This window comes from Pedobacter sp. GW456-11-11-14-TSB4 (assembly GCF_059424425.1).
This window is the reverse complement of sequence record NZ_JBWKZK010000008.1, coordinates 1-19,358: the sequence shown is the minus strand read 5'-3', so window position 1 is coordinate 19,358 and position 19,358 is coordinate 1. Positions and strand designations below refer to the sequence as shown.

General features: G+C 37.0%; 15 protein-coding genes. 10 read left to right on the top strand and 5 right to left on the bottom strand.

Translation table 11 applies throughout. The features are described from left to right. Positions 1-4 precede the first annotated feature (4 nt). Together AC07XU_RS17735 and AC07XU_RS17730 are read left to right on the top strand one after the other, a co-directional pair. Positions 5-1,222 carry a nucleoside permease gene (locus AC07XU_RS17735; protein WP_494944970.1) on the top strand — a complete coding sequence of 406 codons (1,218 nt, stop codon included), beginning with the start codon at positions 5-7 and terminating at the stop codon, positions 1,220-1,222. 21 nt (positions 1,223-1,243) lie between these two features. After that, on the top strand, positions 1,244-2,119 hold the full coding sequence (locus tag AC07XU_RS17730; RefSeq protein WP_494944969.1) for a TIM barrel protein: 876 nt from the start codon (positions 1,244-1,246) through the stop codon (positions 2,117-2,119). Between the two features lies 1 nt (position 2,120). On the opposite strand, the gene AC07XU_RS17725 is transcribed toward AC07XU_RS17730, so the two are convergent. From AC07XU_RS17725 to AC07XU_RS17715, 3 genes are read right to left on the bottom strand one after another with little or no spacing between them, the layout of a single operon-like run. Continuing rightward, a complete protein-coding gene (locus AC07XU_RS17725; RefSeq protein ID WP_494944968.1) occupies positions 2,121-2,867 on the bottom strand; it encodes a YdcF family protein in 747 nt (248 codons plus the stop codon). Between the two features lie 42 nt (positions 2,868-2,909). Next, entirely contained in the window at positions 2,910-3,278 is a 369-nt protein-coding gene (locus AC07XU_RS17720; RefSeq protein WP_494944967.1) for a YtxH domain-containing protein, read from the bottom strand. A 53-nt stretch (positions 3,279-3,331) separates the two neighbouring features. Then, the gene (locus tag AC07XU_RS17715; protein WP_494944966.1) at positions 3,332-5,137 is read right to left on the bottom strand and encodes a lamin tail domain-containing protein; all 1,806 of its coding nucleotides are present in this window, start codon (positions 5,135-5,137) and stop codon (positions 3,332-3,334) included. A 49-nt stretch (positions 5,138-5,186) separates the two neighbouring features. Here AC07XU_RS17715 and AC07XU_RS17710 point away from each other — a divergent pair, with 49 nt between their 5' ends. The 8 genes from AC07XU_RS17710 to AC07XU_RS17675 all read left to right on the top strand — a co-directional run bounded on the left by AC07XU_RS17710 (position 5,187) and on the right by AC07XU_RS17675 (position 15,281). Then, the gene (locus tag AC07XU_RS17710) at positions 5,187-6,179 is read left to right on the top strand and encodes an aspartate-semialdehyde dehydrogenase (protein WP_494944965.1); all 993 of its coding nucleotides are present in this window, start codon (positions 5,187-5,189) and stop codon (positions 6,177-6,179) included. 118 nt (positions 6,180-6,297) lie between these two features. Continuing rightward, positions 6,298-7,707 (top strand): D-alanyl-D-alanine carboxypeptidase/D-alanyl-D-alanine endopeptidase, encoded by a 1,410-nt coding sequence (dacB, locus tag AC07XU_RS17705; protein ID WP_494944964.1) that lies wholly within the window; start codon positions 6,298-6,300, stop codon positions 7,705-7,707. 106 nt (positions 7,708-7,813) lie between these two features. After that, the gene (locus AC07XU_RS17700; RefSeq protein ID WP_494944963.1) at positions 7,814-8,323 is read left to right on the top strand and encodes a GNAT family N-acetyltransferase; all 510 of its coding nucleotides are present in this window, start codon (positions 7,814-7,816) and stop codon (positions 8,321-8,323) included. A gap of 119 nt (positions 8,324-8,442) precedes the next feature. After that, positions 8,443-10,401, top strand: a complete 1,959-nt coding sequence (locus AC07XU_RS17695; RefSeq protein WP_494944962.1) for a beta-N-acetylhexosaminidase — start codon at positions 8,443-8,445, stop codon at positions 10,399-10,401. Between the two features lie 15 nt (positions 10,402-10,416). Then, a complete protein-coding gene (locus AC07XU_RS17690; protein WP_494944961.1) occupies positions 10,417-11,934 on the top strand; it encodes a glycosyltransferase family 39 protein in 1,518 nt (505 codons plus the stop codon). A gap of 191 nt (positions 11,935-12,125) precedes the next feature. After that, positions 12,126-13,829, top strand: a complete 1,704-nt coding sequence (locus AC07XU_RS17685; RefSeq protein WP_494944960.1) for a M28 family peptidase — start codon at positions 12,126-12,128, stop codon at positions 13,827-13,829. After that, a complete protein-coding gene (locus AC07XU_RS17680) occupies positions 13,829-14,821 on the top strand; it encodes a metallophosphoesterase family protein (protein WP_494944959.1) in 993 nt (330 codons plus the stop codon). Before AC07XU_RS17685 ends, AC07XU_RS17680 begins: the two co-directional genes overlap by 1 nt. A 61-nt stretch (positions 14,822-14,882) precedes the next feature. Further along, positions 14,883-15,281, top strand: a complete 399-nt coding sequence (locus tag AC07XU_RS17675) for an acyl-CoA thioesterase (RefSeq protein WP_494944958.1) — start codon at positions 14,883-14,885, stop codon at positions 15,279-15,281. Positions 15,282-15,633: 352 nt separating this feature from the next. Here AC07XU_RS17675 and AC07XU_RS17670 read toward each other — a convergent pair whose 3' ends face one another. Both AC07XU_RS17670 and AC07XU_RS17665 read right to left on the bottom strand, forming a co-directional pair. Continuing rightward, positions 15,634-16,539 carry a PorP/SprF family type IX secretion system membrane protein gene (locus AC07XU_RS17670; protein ID WP_494944957.1) on the bottom strand — a complete coding sequence of 302 codons (906 nt, stop codon included), beginning with the start codon at positions 16,537-16,539 and terminating at the stop codon, positions 15,634-15,636. A gap of 50 nt (positions 16,540-16,589) precedes the next feature. Next, positions 16,590-19,358: MBG domain-containing protein (locus AC07XU_RS17665; protein ID WP_494944956.1), on the bottom strand; the 2,769-nt coding region annotated here is incomplete at its 5' end.

The following is a 19,358-nucleotide window of genomic DNA, read 5'->3' as shown; positions in this document are numbered from 1 at the left end:
TAAAATGAACCCAACTATCCGCGTTAAACTATCCTTTATGATGTTCCTAGAATTTTTTATCTGGGGAGCATGGTTTGTAACTATGGGCACCTATCTTGGAAAAAATCTCCTTTCTAATGATGTTCAAATTGGCTCAGCTTACAGCACACAATCTCTAGGTGCCATTATAGCTCCATTCATCATCGGCCTTATTGCCGACAAATTTTTCTCTGCTCAAAAAGTTTTAGGATTTTTACATCTCACAGGAGGAATACTTTTGTGGTTTGCATCTACATCATTAGATTTCGATAGCTTTTTCCCATTTATTTTAGGATACATGATTGCTTATATGCCAACTCTAGCATTGGTTAATTCAATTTCGTTTAAACAAATGAATAACCCAGGCAAAGAGTTTCCTTCGATAAGAGTATTTGGAACAATAGGCTGGATTATAGCCGGCTTGGTAATTGGATGGCTTAATTGGGAACAGGACGGAAACTTAGTTTTAACGTTTAAAATGGCATCAGTTGCTTGTATTATTTTAGGTTTATTTAGCTTTATCTTACCAAATACACCACCTGTTAAAAAAGGAGAAAAAACTAGCTTTGGAGAAATCATTGGCTTAGACGCCATTGGTTTACTAAAAAATAAATCATATCTATTATTTTTCCTTTCTTCTGTAGCTATTTGTGTTCCATTGGCATTTTATTACAATTTCACTAATCCTTTTTTAAATGAGGTAGGAATGAAATCTGCAGCAGGAATACAGTCATTGGGCCAGGTTTCTGAAACGCTATTCATGTTATTAATGCCACTTTTCTTTGTTCGCCTAGGCGTTAAGAAAATGCTAGCTATAGGTATGATTGCTTGGGTTGTTAGATATTTATTCTTCGCCTTCGGCAACGCTGATAGTAATTATTGGATGTTAATTGCAGGTATAGTTTTACATGGTATTTGTTATGACTTCTTTTTTGTTACTGGACAAATTTATACCGACAGACTTGCTGGCGAAAAGTTTAAAAGTGCTGCACAAGGGTTTATCACATTGGCAACTTATGGTGTAGGTATGCTAATTGGCTCAATAATTTCTGGAATGGTTGTAGATAAATATGCTGTAGATGGTGGACATATGTGGTATAACATCTGGATAATTCCAGCTTCAATTGCTGCTGTTGTAGTTTTACTGTTCTTAATTTTCTTTAAAGACGATAATAAAGAACCAGAAACCCAAACCGAATTATAAATAAAATTGCTATTTTGCAGTATGAACTCTAGAAGAACTTTCCTCAAACAATCTGGTCTATTTGCAGCTGCAGTTGCAGTTGCTCCATCATTCGCTTGTACACCGGTGGCTAAAAAGGCTGTCGGCTTACAACTTTATAGCTTAAGAGATGTGATAAAGAATGATATAACTAGTATCATTTCTAAAGTCGCTGCAATAGGCTATAAGGAAGTTGAAACCTTTAGCTACTCTGCAAAAAATGGTTTTTGGGGTCTAGATGCAAGAGCATTTAAGGCTTTATTAGATCAACATGGTATGAGCTCTCCTAGTGGACATTTCGAAATGGGCGAATACATGACGGGAAAAAATACCGACGTGCTAAAAACTTATATTGATGCTGCTAAAATTTTGGGTAGTGCTTATGTAACTGTGCCTTGGCTTGATGGAAACGTTAGAAAAACTGCAGACGATTATAAAAAGATTGCGGCTAAACTTAACGAAGCAGGTAATTTATGTAAAGCTTCTGGTTTAAAACTCGCTTACCATAACCACGATTTTGAATTTAAAAAATATGGCGACACTACTGGTTTCGACATCTTGTTAAAAGAAACCGATAAAAAACTAGTTGATTTTGAGTTGGATCTATATTGGACAGTAAGATCAGGAGTAAATCCTTTAGATTTATTTAACGCTCATCCTAAACGCTTTACCATGTTTCATGTTAAAGATATGGACAAAACCAACAAAGCTTTAAATGCGGAAGTTGGACAAGGAAGCATCGACTTTAAAAATATTTTAACAGGCGCTAAACAAGCAGGTGTTAAGCATTACTTTGTTGAACATGAAACCAATTACAAACCAGATGTAATGGGTTCTGTAAAATCAAGTTTCGATTATGTGAATACTCAACTTTTGTAAGTTAACTTCTAAACCTGTCAACAACCAAACCTATCCACTCTTTAATAAGTAGGTTCCAGTTACTCATTGCTTCGGCACTTGGTATAATAAAATCCGACAAGTCATATTCAACTTTACCAATATGATTTGTCGGATAATATTCAGCTCTATCCTTAAAATATTTATCGAAACTTAGTTTTGCTCTTGGTATATGCCAAGCGCTAGTAATTACTAAAATAGAAGCACTTTTATCGGTTGCTTTTAGTAAGGCACTACTAAATTTAGCATTTTCAACCGTATTTCTACTTTGATTTTCAATCAAAACAACAGAATCTGGCAATTTCAAATCAGCTAAATATTTTTTAATAAGATCAGCTTCTTTTATTTCTGTATGAACCAAATTTCCACTGCCACTGGTAATTAATATTTTTTTAATTATTCCTTTTTGATACAGATTGATAGCCTGCAAAAGTCTATCTGCAGTAAAACCAAAAGCTACCTCGCCGTTTCTTTTGTTGATATTTGAAAAGCCACCTAAAACGATCCCAACTTCATACTTTTTTATGGTTGGGTATTGGGCTTCATAAGCATTAAAACATTTGCCTACCAAGTAAGAGTTTGAGAATACTAAAAGCAACCCTATACCAACTAGCAAAAAACGTTTTCTTTTAGTCGCACTTTTGGTAAAATAAGCTATAATCAATATCAAGCAAATCCACACCAATGGTTTAATTAAAAACGAAAATATTTTAGAAAATAGAAATGCCATAAAACAAAAAAATCCTATAAAAATAGGATTTAAATTTGCTTTTTAGCTTATAGATTGCTCAGTGTTCTGACTTTCAACATGCGCTTCATGAATAATATCTTTTATATCTGATTTTCGCTTTTTAGGCACTTTATTTACAAAGTGTGGAACTTCAGGGGCCACATCATCATCATGCTCTTCAAAATCATTACCACTTAATTTATTTCTAAGCGCATTAAACTTGTCTTTTGCATTATCTCCTAGGCCTTTTGCCTTATCTCTAATTACTCTTCGCGTATCTTCGCCACTTTCTGGAGCAAATAAAATACTCAAAATAGCACCTGCAGCTAAACCAGCTACCAAAGCAACTGCAACGTATCCGTTGTTATTAGATCTCTTTGTTAATTTCGATATTAATCTTCCGTATTTCATAGTTTTAAAGTTTTAAAAATAACAAGGCTTAAATAAAATTGTTTTTTGATTTTTTAATTCAGCTTAGCTGCCAAAACACACGTCTGTTTAAAACTCTCTATTTTTCCACTTGCTGTAAAAGCGTCAAACTTAATTACATAAATACCAATATTACTTTTTATACCTGCATCATTAAGGCCGTCCCAAGTAAAATATCCATTGCTTGCAATGGTGGTATTTCGCTGTAAATTTTTTACCAAAACTCCCCTATCCGTATAAATATTCACAGTAGCCACATAACCATTACTTACAAAGTCGTACTCAATTTTCAACACATCTTCAAAGCCATCATTATCTGGAGAAAATACTTTGTTTGATATAGAAACCTTACTTTTTGTGATCGAACTATCAAACTCTTGTGAATTTTTAGCTGTTGGTGTTGCAAAACCTACAGATTGTGCGGCAGATTTAAAGTTACCAACCGCATTCGCATCTTCTTTAAATGATATCCGCTCTAGCGATACACCATCTCCATCTTGCAATAATTTAATGTGCATATCTTCAGCATAATTAAATTGCTCTAAAACTTCATTATTTGTCAAAAGTACAACAGTGCCTTTATCGTTATTAAAAGATGGCAAGCTACTCATTTGCACAAATTGATTAGGAAATTTTGCTTCATAATGACCCTTTACAACTGTCGGATTAGCTGTTAAAACCCAGTATGATTTTGCTGGCATGTAGACCGAATTAAGAGTTACATTTTTTATATTTGCTGGTACACCATTTGCATCAGAATTAGCCAATTGTAAATCTTTTAAATCTAGTATCTGGTTCGTATTGTTATAAATCTCTACAAAATCTACACCTCCAGTTTTAGGATTGGCTAAAATTTCACTTATTAAAATATCACCCTTTTTTAGGATGTAAGGTTTAAGGTAAAAAAAGTTTGCAGTGTTGGCATTGGTTGTTATTATATTGCCTTTTATATCACTCACATTGTTTACGGTTAACTTATATTCGCCAGTTGGCAATGCCGATGTAAAAGTTAATTTATAAGTGTTTGCAGCAGCCGTAGTGGCTACACTATTTGGGCTCCCTAAATTGCTTACATTGTAATTACTCGCCATCAAGGCGGATGTAGACCTTAATCTTTCAGAAAAAACCACTTCGATATTAAATTCATCAATCGTTTTTGCACTAAGCAAAGCTGGCGGTTTTACATCTGGTATTAATTCCTTAACTTCAAAATCATCGAAAATAAAACCTGTTGAACGGGTTGCTGTATAATCGCACCTAACACCAAACCAATCTGTATTAATGTAGGTTAAATCGGTAACGCTGCCTTCTAAAACAAACGTGCCATTAGCATTAATATCGGTAAAAAGTTCCCATTTACCATCTTCGTTTCTGGTTACCCTTACTTTGGCTTTTAATAAATTTACATCTGCTCTGCTTTTTGCTGCACCATCAATTATTTTTGTAACCGTTAAACCGGTTTGCCTGTACAAATCATAGCTATCTGTACTGCCGCTTTCTCCAATTTGGATAAAATATCCGTTTAATGATGCACTTAAATCCTGTTTATCAGCAATTAAATAAATTCTTGCTTGGTTGCTAGATGAGGGATCAAAATTCATTTGCACAAAAAAATCCCATTGCGTATTAAGTGCTAAAAAACTAGATGTACTTAGGCTAACAATTTGAGCATTAGTACTTAACGAACTTTGAATCTGCTTATTGGCATTGATGTTAAATTGTGTAGTTTGACCAACCCAAACTGGATTAGCGGTAAAATTACCATCACTAAAGTCATCAGATAATTGACCGAATGTAAGTTTAACACTCAGGAGCATAAAAAAAAGTAAAGTTTTTCTCATATTTGGTAGATATTAAGAATTAACTAAATATAATTAAAAAAACAGAAAAATGAAAGTTGCAGTAGTAGGTGCCACAGGACTTGTAGGTACTGTAATGTTAAAAGTATTGGAGGAGAGAAATTTCCCGCTAACAGAATTAATCCCAGTTGCTTCAGAAAAGAGTGTTGGTAAGTTAATTACGTTTAAGGGTAAACAGTTCCCAATCGTTAGCATGGATACTGCGATTGGAATGCGCCCTGATATTGCTCTATTTTCTGCTGGTGGTAGTACTTCATTAGAACATGCTCCACGCTTTAAAGAGGCAGGCACAACAGTGATCGATAATTCATCTGCATGGAGAATGGATCCAAAAATCCCGTTGGTTGTGCCAGAGGTTAATGCAAACATTTTATCACTTGATGATAAAATTATTGCTAATCCAAATTGCTCTACCATTCAAATGGTTGTAGCTTTAAAACCTTTGCACGATAAATATAAAATTAAACGTGTTGTTGTTTCTACTTATCAATCGGTTACAGGTACAGGTGTAAAAGCGGTTGATCAAATGATGAACGAACGTAATGGCGTTTATGATGGAGAAATGGCTTATGCTTATCAAATTGATTTAAATGTTATTCCTCAAATTGATGTATTTACCGAAAATGGATACACCAAAGAGGAAATGAAAATGATTAATGAAACCCGTAAAATTATGGGCGATAATAGTATTCGTTTAACTGCAACAACTGTTCGTATTCCGGTAATGGGTGGTCACTCTGAATCAGTAAACATAGAATTTGAAAACGATTTTGATGTGACTGAAGTAACCTCATTATTAGAAAAAACAGAAGGAATTATTGTAGTTGACGATATTGCCAACAATAAATACCCAATGCCAAAAGATGCACATGAAAAAGACGAAGTTTTTGTTGGTCGCATACGTAGAGACGAATCGATGCCAAATACGTTGAACATGTGGATTGTTGCCGATAATTTACGTAAAGGTGCCGCAACTAACGCAGTACAAATTGCCGAATATTTGGTGAGAAAAGAATTGGTTTAGATCGTAGTCATAAACTATCTTATAATAAAAGTGATGCCTCAAACACATCACTTTTTTTGTTTAACAATAATTCCTAATCTAAAAATTAGAAAAAACTATTCCTCTATTTTACTGTCCGATGAAAACACTTAAACTATCCCTAATTTTAATTGCACTTTCTACAGTTTGCTTCGCCCAATATCCAATTGCCAAAATTGAACAAGCTTTTCAAAATTTAGCAAACGATGAACAGGCGAAATATGCCATTACATCACTTTGTGTTTTAGATGCGCAAAACGGAAAAGTAGTTTTTGCTAAAAATGAAAATATCGGCTTGGCAACAGCATCTACCTTAAAAACCATAACAGCAGCAACTGCTTTTAGCATTTTGGGTAAAGATTTTAAATATCAAACTACTTTGGCTTATAGTGGTAAAATTGATAGTGAAGGAACTTTAGAAGGCGATATAATTATTGTTGGAAGTGGAGACCCAACTTTAGGATCATGGCGTTATGAGCAAACTAAAGAAAATGTGGTTTTAAACAGTTGGGTTAGTGCAATTAAAGCTGCAGGAATTAAAAAAATTACGGGCTCTGTTATTGGCGATGATAGTTTATTCGGCACTCAAACCATGCCCGAAGGTTGGATTTGGCAAGATATGGGAAATTATTATGGCGCTGGCGGATCTTCACTCTCATGGCGTGAAAATCAATTCGATGTGAAGTTAAAGCCAGGTAGCAGTACCGGATCTGCAGTTGTTGTTCAAAATTTTGTTCCAGCAATGCCTTACATCAAAGTGGTTAACGAACTTAAAACGGGCTCATCAGGCTCAGGCGATAATGCTTACGGTTTTTTACCTCCATACGGTGATTTGGCTTATTTAAGAGGCTCATGGGGAATGGGAATTGGTAAATCAGGCATCTCATTAGCCTTACCAGATCCAGCTTATGATGCCGCTTACCGTTTACAAGATACTTTATCGAGAATAAATATTCCGGTAGGTAAAACGGCTACAACAATTAGAAAAATGAGCTTAGCCAACCAAAGTTTACCTGCAATAACACAAAAATTAGCTACAACAAGTTCTCCAGATTTAAGTGAAATTGTATATTGGTTCAACAAAAAAAGTGTAAATCTTTATGGCGAGCAGTTGCTTAAAACCATCGCCTGGAAAACGGGTAAAACACCATCAACAAAAGGTGGTGCTGCAGCTGTTATTAACTATTGGGCTACTAAGGGAATTGATAAAAATGCATTGAATATTCTTGATGGAAGCGGGTTATCTCCAGGAACCAGAGTAACTACTTCTGCCATGGCTAATATTTTATTTCAGGCTCAAAAAGAAAATTGGTTTGCTCCTTTTTATGATTCATTACCAGAAAACAATGGCATGAAACTTAAAAGCGGGAGTATTAATGATGTTTCTGCCTATGCTGGCTATTATACCGCAAGCAAAGGACAAAAATACATCGCCGTAATTAATATCAACAACTACAGCGGCTCGGGTATTAGCAAAAAACTATTTAGAGTTTTGGATACTTTGAAATAAAATAGAGAGTTTGTCATTCCGACTTCGGAGGAATCTCTTTGCTAAATTCTCAAAAATAGATTCTTCGCTATGCTCTGAATGACAAATCTTGTTTAATAACGAAATTATGCAATTTGAACTTCGCCCCTTCCAATCTACAGATTTAAGTAGCTTGGTAAAACATGCTAACAATTATAATATTGCCAAAAATCTAAGCAACAAATTTGCTTATCCTTACACAACAGATCATGGCATTGCTTTTATCAATTTAGCTTTGTCGGCAACACCCTCAGAAATTTTTGCAATAACTATAAATAATGAAGCTGTTGGTTCAATTGGTGTACACCCGAAAACAGATATCCATTGTAAAAATGCAGAAATCGGTTATTGGATTGGAGAAGAATTTTGGGGAAATGGAATTGTACCCGAAGCTGTAAAATTAATGGTTAATTATGGTTTCAAAACTTTTGATATCACCAGAATTTATGCTTCAACATACGATACTAATCTAAAATCTCAACGTGTTTTAGAAAAAGCAGGCTTTAACCTAGAGGCAGAGTTTAAAGAAACCTTATATAAAAACGGAACTTTTTATGATGAAGTTGTGTATGCCATTAGAAAACCGCTCCATATTTAATAAGCAAAATTGCCAATCCTCGCGAACCTAAAATCCTTAAAAGAGATTCTCCCAAAGTCTCAATCACAAAAGATTTTATTTAAATTGCATCCAAATATTTTTTAACCAATCCCTTTTTGATGAAATATATCTTCCGCATACTTCCGTTTATTTTATTGAGTTTTACTCTTTCTGCTCAAACCATTGATGACAATAGCGAAACCTTTGCTAACAACGAACCTATAGCTACTAACCCGATTGCCATTATACCAGAACCGGTAAAATTGGTTAAACAAGCCGGTCACTTCACCCTTCCACAAAATATAACCATCCAAGTTGGCAAATCACCAGAGCTTAAACAAACTGTTGCATTTTTACAGCAGCGTTTAACCGTACCAACGGGATATTTTGTTAGCGTCGTAAATCCGCCAATAGCAAATGTCACTATAAAATTGATTTTAAACGATACAGAAGATACCACATTAGGCAACGAAGGCTATCATTTAAATGTGGGCTTAAAACAAATTACAATTAGAGCAAATAAACCTGCTGGTGTTTTTTATGGTGTACAAACGCTGATGCAATTGTTACCTAAAGAAATTGAAAGTAAAGAGGAAATCAATAACACAAAATGGATTGCTCCATGTGTTGATATTGTAGATTATCCTCGTTTAGGCTGGCGTGGTTTAATGTTTGATGTGGCCAGACACTTTTTTACCAAAGAAGAAGTGAAGCAATATATAGATGCAATGGTTCGCTATAAGTACAATCTTTTACACTTGCACTTATCTGATGATGAAGGTTGGAGAATTGAAATTAAAGGTTTACCAAAATTAACCGAAGTTGGTGCTTGGAACGTAAAAAGAGTTGGCACATTTGGTGATTTTATTCCTCCAAAAGCTGATGAACCACGCAATTATGGCGGTTTTTATACACAAGAAGATATTAAAGAATTGGTTACCTATGCCAAAGAGCGTTTTGTAGATATTATGCCAGAAATTGATGTTCCTGGACATAGCTTAGCGGCAATTGCCTCATACCCAGAGTTATCATGCACGCCAGAAGCGATAAATTACAAAGTACGCAGCGGCGAAAAAATTATGGATTGGAGCCGTGGCGCACCTCCTCTAGGTTTGGTAGACAATACACTTTGTCCGGCTAACGAAAAGGTTTACGTATTTTTAGATACTGTATTTTCACAAATTGCACAGTTATTTCCATTTCCTTACATCCATGTAGGTGGCGATGAAGTGGCACGTAATTATTGGGAGAAAAATGACCAGATCAAAGAACTGATGAAACGCGAAGGCTTAAAAACCATTCCACAAGTGCAAGCTTATTTTACCAAAAGGGTAGAACAAATTATTACGGCTAAAGGTAAAAAATTTATGGCCTGGGATGAAGTTTTAGAAGGTGGTGTTTCTCAAAATGCTGCGGTTATGAGTTGGAGAGATATGAAATACGGCAAAGAAGCGGCATTAGCTGGCCATGAAGTAGTAATGAGCCCTACCCAATATGCGTACATAGATTACATGCAGGCAGACGCCATCACAGAGCCTAAAGTTTATGCATCATTGCGTTTAAGCAAATCTTACGAGTTTGATCCTATCCCGGCAGGTGTTGACCCAAAATTTATTAAAGGCGGACAAGCGAACCTGTGGACAGAGCAAATTTATAACATACGCCAAGCAGAGTACATGACTTGGCCACGTGGTTTTGCTATCGCCGAATCGGTTTGGAGCCCTAAAGAAAAGAAAAACTGGACTAACTTTTTTGCACGTACTGAGCAACATTTTAAACGTTTGGATGTAGCAGAAACCAAATATGCGCCAAGTGTTTACGATCCTATTTTTGCAGTAAAACGCAGTGCGGATAGAAACTTATTGGTTACGCTGACTACAGAAGTTGAGGGTTTAGATATTTATTACAGTTTTGATAATTCATTTCCAGATCGCTTTTACCCTAAATACACTACCCCACTTGTACCACCCATTGATGCTAAAGTTTTAAAGGTAATTACTTACCGAGGAAAAGATCCTGTAGGTAGAATGATGAACATGCCAATTGAAGAATTAGAGAAAAGAGCTGGTAAAAGATAACAATCAAGTCGCGATGTGAAAAAAGGAACCCTCATTTTATTTCTTTTTGTGATCATAAAAATGGTTTTACAGTATTTTCTCGTAAATCCAGTATATGAACTACATCGTGATGAATTTCTGCACTTAGACCAAGCCAAACATTTGGCTTGGGGTTTTCATTCAGTCCCTCCAGTCACTTCATGGATATCGTGGTTAATTTTACAATTAGGAAATTCAATATTTTGGGTTAAGTTTTTTCCTGCTTTATTTGGTGCGCTAACTATTGTAGTCGTTTGGAAAACTGTTGAATGCTTAAAAGGCAGCCTATTTGCCTGCATTTTAGCTGCTACTGGCTTACTTTGCTCAGTTTTATTAAGGCTAAATATTTTGTACCAACCTAACTCTCTAGATGTTTTATGTTGGACATTGGTTTATTATACTTTACTTCGTTACCTGCAAACAGAAAAAGCTAAATGGCTTTATTTTTTAGCACTCAGCTTTGCGATCGGATTTTTGAATAAATACAACATCACCATCTGTATTTTAGGATTGATACCTTCAATATTAATTTCTCACCAGAAAAAAATATTTATCAAACCAGAGTTTTACTTTAGTGTAGTTCTGGCTCTCGCTATAATTAGTCCGAATATCATCTGGCAAATTGAGAACGATTTTCCAGTTTTAAAACACATGAAAGAACTGGCCGAAACCCAACTCATTCATGTGAGTAGATTTGACTTTTTAAAAGAGCAAATTCTATTTTTTATCGGGTCGATATTTATTTTAATTGCAGCTTTCATTTCATTTTTCAGACACACTCCTTTCAAACCATTGAGGTTATTCTTTTACACCTATATTTTTACCATCATCATTTTTCTATTACTAAAAGCAAAAGCTTATTACGCAATTGGCTTATACCCTATTCTATTTGCTTTTGGTTCAGTTTACCTGAGCGAATTGCTTCAAAAAGATTGGAAATTTTACTTCAGATATGTAGCTATTGTTATCATTTTGCTCTTCACCTATCCATTAATTGAAGTAGCCTTGCCAATTTACACACCAGAAAAATACGCTCAGTTTGCTCAGCAAAACCTGCCTTTTAGCAGTCATACCTGGGAAGATGGAAAAAAGCATCCCATATCTCAAGATTTTGCAGACATGTTGGGCTGGAGAGAATTAGCTTCTAAAACAGATTCGGTTTACAATAGCCTAACAGATAAAGCCAATACTTTAATCATTTGTGATAATTACGGACAAGCCGGAGCCATCAATTACTACACTAAAACAAGTGGCTTAAAAGCAGATTGCTTCAATACCGATTATGACAAATGGGTAAACTTAGATGATGCAATTAAAACGGTAATAAGAGTAAAAACAGCTAAAAATTTAGGCAATAAAAGAGACCTATCGCTCTTTGAAAATATAAACGAAGTAGCCAAAATAGAAAATCAATTTGCTAGAGAAAACGGCACAAGAATTATCATTTTAAGCAACCCAAAAATTGATTTAGCAAAACTGTTGCGTGAAGAAAGAGCTAAGGGAAATTTGCGATAATATTATCTACACTCCTGTTGCTCTTCTTATTTTTTTCTTAAACATCCCACCCGGTTTTTTACCAATTTAAATCGATAATTTTCATCAGGTGTGCACACCTATTTACGCAAATGGTAAGCCAATTGAAGAATTATGATGCTAACTTATAATTATTGCTGATATCTTGCTAACTTCCCATTTTTAATCAGCACATGAAAAGAATTTTAATTTTTGCCTTTATATTATTATCAAATCAGAGTTTCTCGCAATCGCAAATTGATAATTATTTTAAACTTACCAGAACTAATTTTAATCAAGAAAATGCATTTGCAACCACCGCTTTTGTAGAAAAATATTTTCGCGTACCAGGTAATACAGGTTTTAATGCCAGCATCCACTATGTGGAAGACATTTTAAAGAAAGCAGGTTACGTTGCCGAAAAAGCCAATGAATTTGAAGCGCCGTTAACCTACCGAATTGAAAAACGCCCAATGAAACGCAACACTTGGGAACCTGTTGATGCAAGTGTAACTATTGTTGGCGAAACCTTGCCATTAATAACCTACAAAACCAACCGCAATATGATCCCAATCAATTGCCCATCTACAACAGCGGGTGGTGTTACTGCAGAAGTTGTTTTTGTAGGCAAAGGAACTGCAGCAGATTTAGAGGGAAAAGACCTAAAAGGGAAAATAGTTTTTGTAGAAAATGCAGCTGGCAGGTTACTTACCGTTGCCGCAAAAGAAGGTGCAATTGGCGTGATGGGTTATTCGTTGCCAAAATATAATCAACCAGAAATACATCAAACTTCTATCTCATTTAGCTCAATGCAACCCAATGCAGGCATTTGGTCTCTGCTACTATCTTACGCGGTTAAAGAAAAGTTAAAGGATGCTTGCCTAAAAGGAAAAGTTGAATTAAAAGTTAATATCGAAACCAAAATTTACCAAGCAGAAGAGTTAACCATTGTTGCTAATGTTAAAGGAAATGTAAAACCCAATGAACGTTTTGTGTACAGTGCGCATGTGCAAGAGCCGGGTGCAAACGACAATGCTACAGGTGTAGGCACATTAGCAGAAATGGCTAGAGTTACAGCTAACTTGGTAACAACTGGTAAATTAAAACCTAAACGTACTTTAACTTTTTTATGGGGAGATGAAATTGTAAGTACCGGAAGGTACATTAGCGATGATAAAGAAAGAGCTACAGGTATTTTATGGGGAATGAGTTTAGATATGGTTGGCGAAGACACCAAAAAAACTGGAGGAACGTTTTTAATAGAAAAAATGCCTGATCCTTCTGCAATTTGGACCAGAGGCGAAGATAAACATAGCGAATGGGGCGCAGGTGATGTGAGTGAAAAGGATCTTTTTCCGCATTATTACAATGATTTTATCATGAACATTTGTAAAACGCAAGGCAAATTTGCCAACTGGACTGTAAATTTTAATCCGTTTGAAGGAGGTAGCGACCATACGCCATTTTTAAAAAACCAAATTCCGGGTTTATTGATGTGGCATTTTACAGATGTTTTTTATCATACAGATAATGATAGAATTGATAAGGTTAGCCCAACAACTATGAAAAATGTTGGCGTAAGTGCATTAACGGCTGCTTATACTTTAATAACAGCAGATGAAAACACTGCATCTACGACAGTAAATCAGGTTAAAAGCGATGCATTAAAACGCCTTAATACAGAGTTCGAATTGAGCAAAAAAGCAATAGCTGATGGCAAACCTTTAAAAGATGAAAAACACATTATAGAAGTTTGGGGTAAATATTATGTTGATGCTTTAGCCACAATTAATAGCATGGCAGTTGAGCCTAAAACAACTAGAGTCGGATCTACCATAAAAGTAGCAACTTTAGCGGTTGAGAAACAAACACAAGATTATTTGAATGCACTAAAATAATGAATTTAAGATTATTGTCTTTTGCTTTCCCGATTGGTTTATTAATTGCCTCAATATCATTGCTGGGAGATTCAAAACCAATCTCAAAAACGGAGAAAGGTAAATATTTTAAAATTGCTGTAATTAGTGATTTAAATGCAGGTTATGGTGCTACAAGCTATAACCCAGATGTTGCCGCAACATTAAACGAGTTAAAAGCAATTAAACCTGATATGATATTATGTGCAGGAGATATGGTTGCTGGTCAGAAAGCTACTTTAACACAACAAAACTTAGACAGTATGTGGATGAGTTTTGACCAGCAAATTCTTTCACCAATAAAAGCGATGAAAATTCCTTTTGGTTTTACAGTTGGCAATCATGATGCGTCACCTAATTTTTTGAAAGATAGAAATACAGCGAAACAATTTTGGTTAAAAAACAGAGATGATTTAAACTTAGCTTTTGCTGACCAAGCCAATTATCCATTTTATTATAGTTATGTTAAAAACGATGTGTTTTTTATCAGTTGGGATGCTGCTGGAGCAAATATTAATGATGAAGTTTTTAATTGGATGCAAAAGCAATTAAGTTCTGCTAAAGCGAAAAAAGCAAAACTGAGAATTTTATTGGGCCATCTGCCAATTTATGCCATTGTTGCCAGTAAAAATAAACCAGGTGAAGTTTTAGCACGAACAAATAAAATAACGACCTTCTTAAAAGAGAATTATTTGGATCTCTACATAAGCGGGCATCAGCATGCTTATTATCCCGCAAAAGAAAATGGAATAAGGTTTTTAAACACAGGCTGTATAGGTGATGGACCAAGACAATTAATTGGTGATACCACTGCTGCAAAAAGAGCCTACACCATCATCAATATTCCTGTTAAGGATTACAAAAAATTTAGCTACAAAACATTCATACCAAGCGAAAATAGAGAGATTAATTTAACAGAACTTCCAGATTCTGTGGTTGGATTTAATGGTGTTTCGAGACGAGAGAAAAATTAGTTTGATATTCATATGAATATCGGGCAAATTCAAATCCTTAACTTAGCATAAAACAAAAAAAATGAATTTTCACACGCGTAAATGGATTAAACCAGAAGATCTTAACCCAAATGGAGGATTATTTGGAGGTAGTTTATTAAAATGGATTGATGAAGAAGCAGCAATTTATGCCATAGTCCAACTAGAAAACCCAAAGGTGGTAACTAAGTATATGTCTGAAATAAATTTTGTTAGCTCGGGCAAATTAGGAGATATTATTGAAATGGGTATCACCGCTACTGCTTTTGGCACAACATCCATCACCATGTGTTGTGAGGTTAGAAATAAAATAACCCGAAAAAGTATTTTAACAATTGATAAAATTGTTTTTGTAAATATTAACGATTACGGCGACCCAACTCCACACGGCAAAACGAAAATCAAATACATCGAAGAACAGTTTGAACAAGAGGGCGAATAGTTTTTGCTATTTGTCGTTTAAAATATGCACACCTGACTAGCTGTTATCGGCAAAATTAATGTTATTTCGATGTTCAAATGTATCACTACATTTAATTGCATTTGCCCAAACTCTTTCCTTATAAGAGAATAATATATATAGATGATATCAAAAAAGATTTCACCTCAATACAAATGGAGTTTGCTTTATACCAATAAAATATGCCATTACCATTGTGCAAAAATCTCGAGCAATGGTAATGGCATCTATAGTAAAAACGCAAAATAATATGAAATGGCTTAAGGAAAGAAAAGTGTAATAAAACGATAACTTGCAATTTTACCCCCTAAATTATAGTCATCCAATTTTACAGCTACCTTGGCAATAGCAATCGAAGGTTCAACTCAAATCCCCCGTTAGCATAACCGTTAAGTTTAGCCGTCTGTGAAGTGTAGAGTGCACTAACTAAGTACTTCTTTCTAAAATCCATCCCAAGCCCCGCAGTAAAACTTTCGGTGCTGTGGTAAATTCCAGTAAAAAATACCTGACGTTCTGCAATACCTACCTGCACGCCTGCATCCCAAACATCATCGTTACCTGTTACACCACGCAATGCAGCCTTGGGTTCTACAGCAACCTCATCCATACCAGAGCCAATATTAATCCTGTAAGATAGTGCGGCATAATAACTAGCCTGATCAGCAAATGCAATCTCATTCCTGTCGAACAGGGTTTTCAGATTTGGCAGAGCGAACTGAGCTGTCAGTTTGCCGCTGGTGTAGGCAACCCCAAGGTCACCATCTATATAGGTTTTTCGGGTATTGTACATCCCAATCATCGGATCTACAGTGCTACCCTTAACGCTCCCGTTATCCAACCGTTGGTTCATAAAACCACCAGATACTCCGAAGTGCAGCGTTTGAGTTTCTGAAAGTGGCAGATGATAAGCATAGGTGGCCACTACACGAGTTCGTCCCAAAAGACCAGATTTCTCGTTAAATAGACTCATTCCAATGCCTACTTTCTCAAAACCATATTCTGCTGTCAGGTTCTGCGATACAGGTGCACCAGGTATACTCGTCCACAATGCCCTATAGCTACCGTTAAATGCTGAACCTTTTACTGCTCCCGCAAATGCAGGATTGGCGATATACTGGTTCACATAGTATTGCGCCGCGGGCGGATTTAACTGGGCTGAAACCCTTCCTCCTGTTAACCCCAAAAGCATAAAGGCAACAAACCTTAGCCCAATTTTCTTGTTTTTCATCATGTATCTCATGGTGTATTTTTTAAGCGGGTGGTTTAAAATCGCCACCCGCTAAGTAATTTCTATTTACTGTTTAATATGGTAATAAAGCCCTTCAATGTTCTAAAACCTGGCCCGAAGTCGATAATGTAATAGTACGTATCTTCTGCCAAGGCAACACCTTTTAGTGTTCCTTCCCAGCTATTGTCATAACCTTTTTTCTCATAGATTGTACGTCCCGATTTGTCGAATATCCTCACAGAATTGTTTGGATAAAGGTCGATATTCTCAACAATCCACTTATCATTAAACCCATCACCATTCGGGCTCATTATATTAGTGACATTCAGTTTGATAAAGTCAGATGCTACGTCGATCGTAATACTCGAAGTCTGGCTGCAACCAGCAGTACTGGTTGCTGTTACTGTGTAGGTAGTTTTTACACTTGGGCGTACAGTTAACACAGCAGTATTTTGCCCACTAATTATACCGGCTGCGGTAGACCAAACATATGTACTTCCTCCAGATGCAGTTAACCTAAGAGTCTCGCCTTTGCTCACCGAAATTCCTTTGTCGCTTACAATCTCTAAGTTAGGTAGTGCATTGATGGTAACCCTAAATGTCCTGGTCACTATGTCCACACCTCCATTTGTAGTGCCACCATTGTCACTTAGGGTAACCGTAACTAGTGCAGTGCCAGATGCACCTGCCCTAGCACTATAATTCAAAATTCCAGTTGTTCCGTTCTTAGTAACCGAAAGGTTTTGGAAAAGTGAAGGGTTATTGCTAGTTACTGCAATTGTTGTAGTTTGCGAAGTCTCTGGGCCTGCTGAGATACCTGTAAGCGAAATATTCTGAGCAGCAGTTGTATAACAAATGGTTTGGTCTGCGATTGCCGCCAAAGTTGGCACCTCATTCACATCGCCTAAGTTTATGGTAAACACCTGATCCAAAAATTGTCCATACTGAGTTGTAGACCTTACAAGTACGCTGAAGCTATTTTTAGTTTCATAGTCCAAAGTTCCTGCCGTTCTTAACTGGTTGCCCGAAATAGTGAACAAACCATTGTCAGTAGATCCTGTCCCCGACACCAACGTATATGTAAATGTAGCTGATGGATCTGCCGAAACCGAAGAGAAAGTACCGGCCGAAGTTCCAGCTGGCTGATTCTCTAACAGTGCTATAGCCGCCAAGCTAATGCTCGATGGTGTACCAGGTCTAACATTCAATACTCCGGCAACATAACTGATTGCATAATTTGTACTTGCAGCTCCACTGGCCGTAATAGGATAGTTACCTATCGGACTAGCTGTTACTGCGGTGGTAGCTAATACGGGTTGAGAAGTCAATACACTAGAGGTTTCTCCAGTTACAAATCCTGAATAGCTTACGGTAAGTGCCGGATTAGCCGTTCCCACAAATTTATCTTTGTTATCTGCTGTTATAATTAATGCCTTCCTGTTGATAACCAAGTTGGCACCAACATAATTGATGTTGTAATTTGCTCCAGCTGTCAATGTGCCGATTGTTATCGGATAATTTCCAGCTGTATTGCCTGGGTTTCTTGTCAGGTTTCCAGTAACAGCATCGCTACCGATCAGTCCACCTGTAGCAACTACATAGGTCAACGCTGGATCGCTATCGCCATATGTTTTTGCCTTGGCATCTGCTGTTAGTGTAAGTACCTTAGGAACAATATCTCCTGTTGGATTGGTGACCCCTGTCAAACTATAATTACTCGCTCTGCTGCCTGTTAAGCTCATTCCTGTTCCAGAAACTGACTTAGCTACACCTACGGTAGATGATGCAAATGTTGCCGTGCCACCCGATAATGTTACGTTGGCTAGGTCTGCAGTCAATACGCCTGTTAATGAGCGTGAGGTAATAGTTGCGGTAACATTGCCGTCGTAATTTTTAGCAGCCACGACAAAAGTTCCAGAAATCGGTTTCTGAACAACATTCAATGGTTGGGTAACTGCTATCGCAGCGCCATAATTTGTATTGCCCAACTGGCTAGCAGTGATATTGGTACTTCCCGCGCCAACAATTGTCAAGGTGTTCCCCGAAATCGTGGCAACAGCAGTATTTGAGCTGACATACGTTACCGGATTGCCCGAAGCTCCACCTGTAGCACTAAGTGTTACAGGGGCATCACCATAGGTTCTGCCACTAAGGGTAGCAAATGTGATGTTTTGTCCCTGACTTGCAACCGTCAGTAGCTGATCTACAGCAGTTGCCGAATTGTAATTTGCATTGCCTGCCTGTGAAGCTGTAATTGTAGTCGTTCCAGCTCCTACAATGGTAACCGTTGAGCCAGAGATGGTCGCAACAGCTGTGTTCGAGCTGGCAAAGGTTATTGGATTGGCAGATCCGCCACCTGTTGCCGTTAGGGCAAAAGGAGCATCGCCAAATGTTTTGTTGCCCAAAGCGCCGAAGGCGATGGTCTGATCCTGTCTGCCGATCACAAGACTGCCCGTTGCAGCAGCAGCGGTATAGTTCGGATTGGTTAGACTGGCCACTACCGCATAGGTACCAGCAGCAGATGGAGCAGTAGAACTGCCAGCATAGGTAACAGAAACACCTGAAAGGCCTGCCGGAACAGTAACAGCGGTTACAGCTTTGGCCGTTCCGTCATAGCCCTGCGAAAGTCCGCTCAGGGTAATCGTAGCAGTTGCCTTGCCAACCGTCAATAGCTGATCTACAGCAGTTGCCGAATTGTAATTTGCATTGCCTGCCTGTGAAGCTGTAATTGTAGCCGTTCCAGCTCCTACAATGGTAACCGTTGAGCCAGAGATGGTCGCAACAGCTGTGTTCGAGCTGGCAAAGGTTATTGGATTGGCAGATCCGCCACC

Coding starts and splice junctions, on each gene's coding strand:
- AC07XU_RS17685 (WP_494944960.1), top strand. CDS start 12,126: ATGAAAAGAATTTTAATTTTTGCCTTTATATTATTATCAAATCAGAGT.
- AC07XU_RS17670 (WP_494944957.1), bottom strand. CDS start 16,539: ATGAGATACATGATGAAAAACAAGAAAATTGGGCTAAGGTTTGTTGCC.
- AC07XU_RS17710 (WP_494944965.1), top strand. CDS start 5,187: ATGAAAGTTGCAGTAGTAGGTGCCACAGGACTTGTAGGTACTGTAATG.
- AC07XU_RS17700 (WP_494944963.1), top strand. CDS start 7,814: ATGCAATTTGAACTTCGCCCCTTCCAATCTACAGATTTAAGTAGCTTG.
- AC07XU_RS17730 (WP_494944969.1), top strand. CDS start 1,244: ATGAACTCTAGAAGAACTTTCCTCAAACAATCTGGTCTATTTGCAGCT.
- AC07XU_RS17725 (WP_494944968.1), bottom strand. CDS start 2,867: ATGGCATTTCTATTTTCTAAAATATTTTCGTTTTTAATTAAACCATTG.
- AC07XU_RS17675 (WP_494944958.1), top strand. CDS start 14,883: ATGAATTTTCACACGCGTAAATGGATTAAACCAGAAGATCTTAACCCA.
- AC07XU_RS17680 (WP_494944959.1), top strand. CDS start 13,829: ATGAATTTAAGATTATTGTCTTTTGCTTTCCCGATTGGTTTATTAATT.
- AC07XU_RS17715 (WP_494944966.1), bottom strand. CDS start 5,137: ATGAGAAAAACTTTACTTTTTTTTATGCTCCTGAGTGTTAAACTTACA.
- AC07XU_RS17735 (WP_494944970.1), top strand. CDS start 5: ATGAACCCAACTATCCGCGTTAAACTATCCTTTATGATGTTCCTAGAA.
- AC07XU_RS17720 (WP_494944967.1), bottom strand. CDS start 3,278: ATGAAATACGGAAGATTAATATCGAAATTAACAAAGAGATCTAATAAC.
- dacB (WP_494944964.1), top strand. CDS start 6,298: ATGAAAACACTTAAACTATCCCTAATTTTAATTGCACTTTCTACAGTT.
- AC07XU_RS17695 (WP_494944962.1), top strand. CDS start 8,443: ATGAAATATATCTTCCGCATACTTCCGTTTATTTTATTGAGTTTTACT.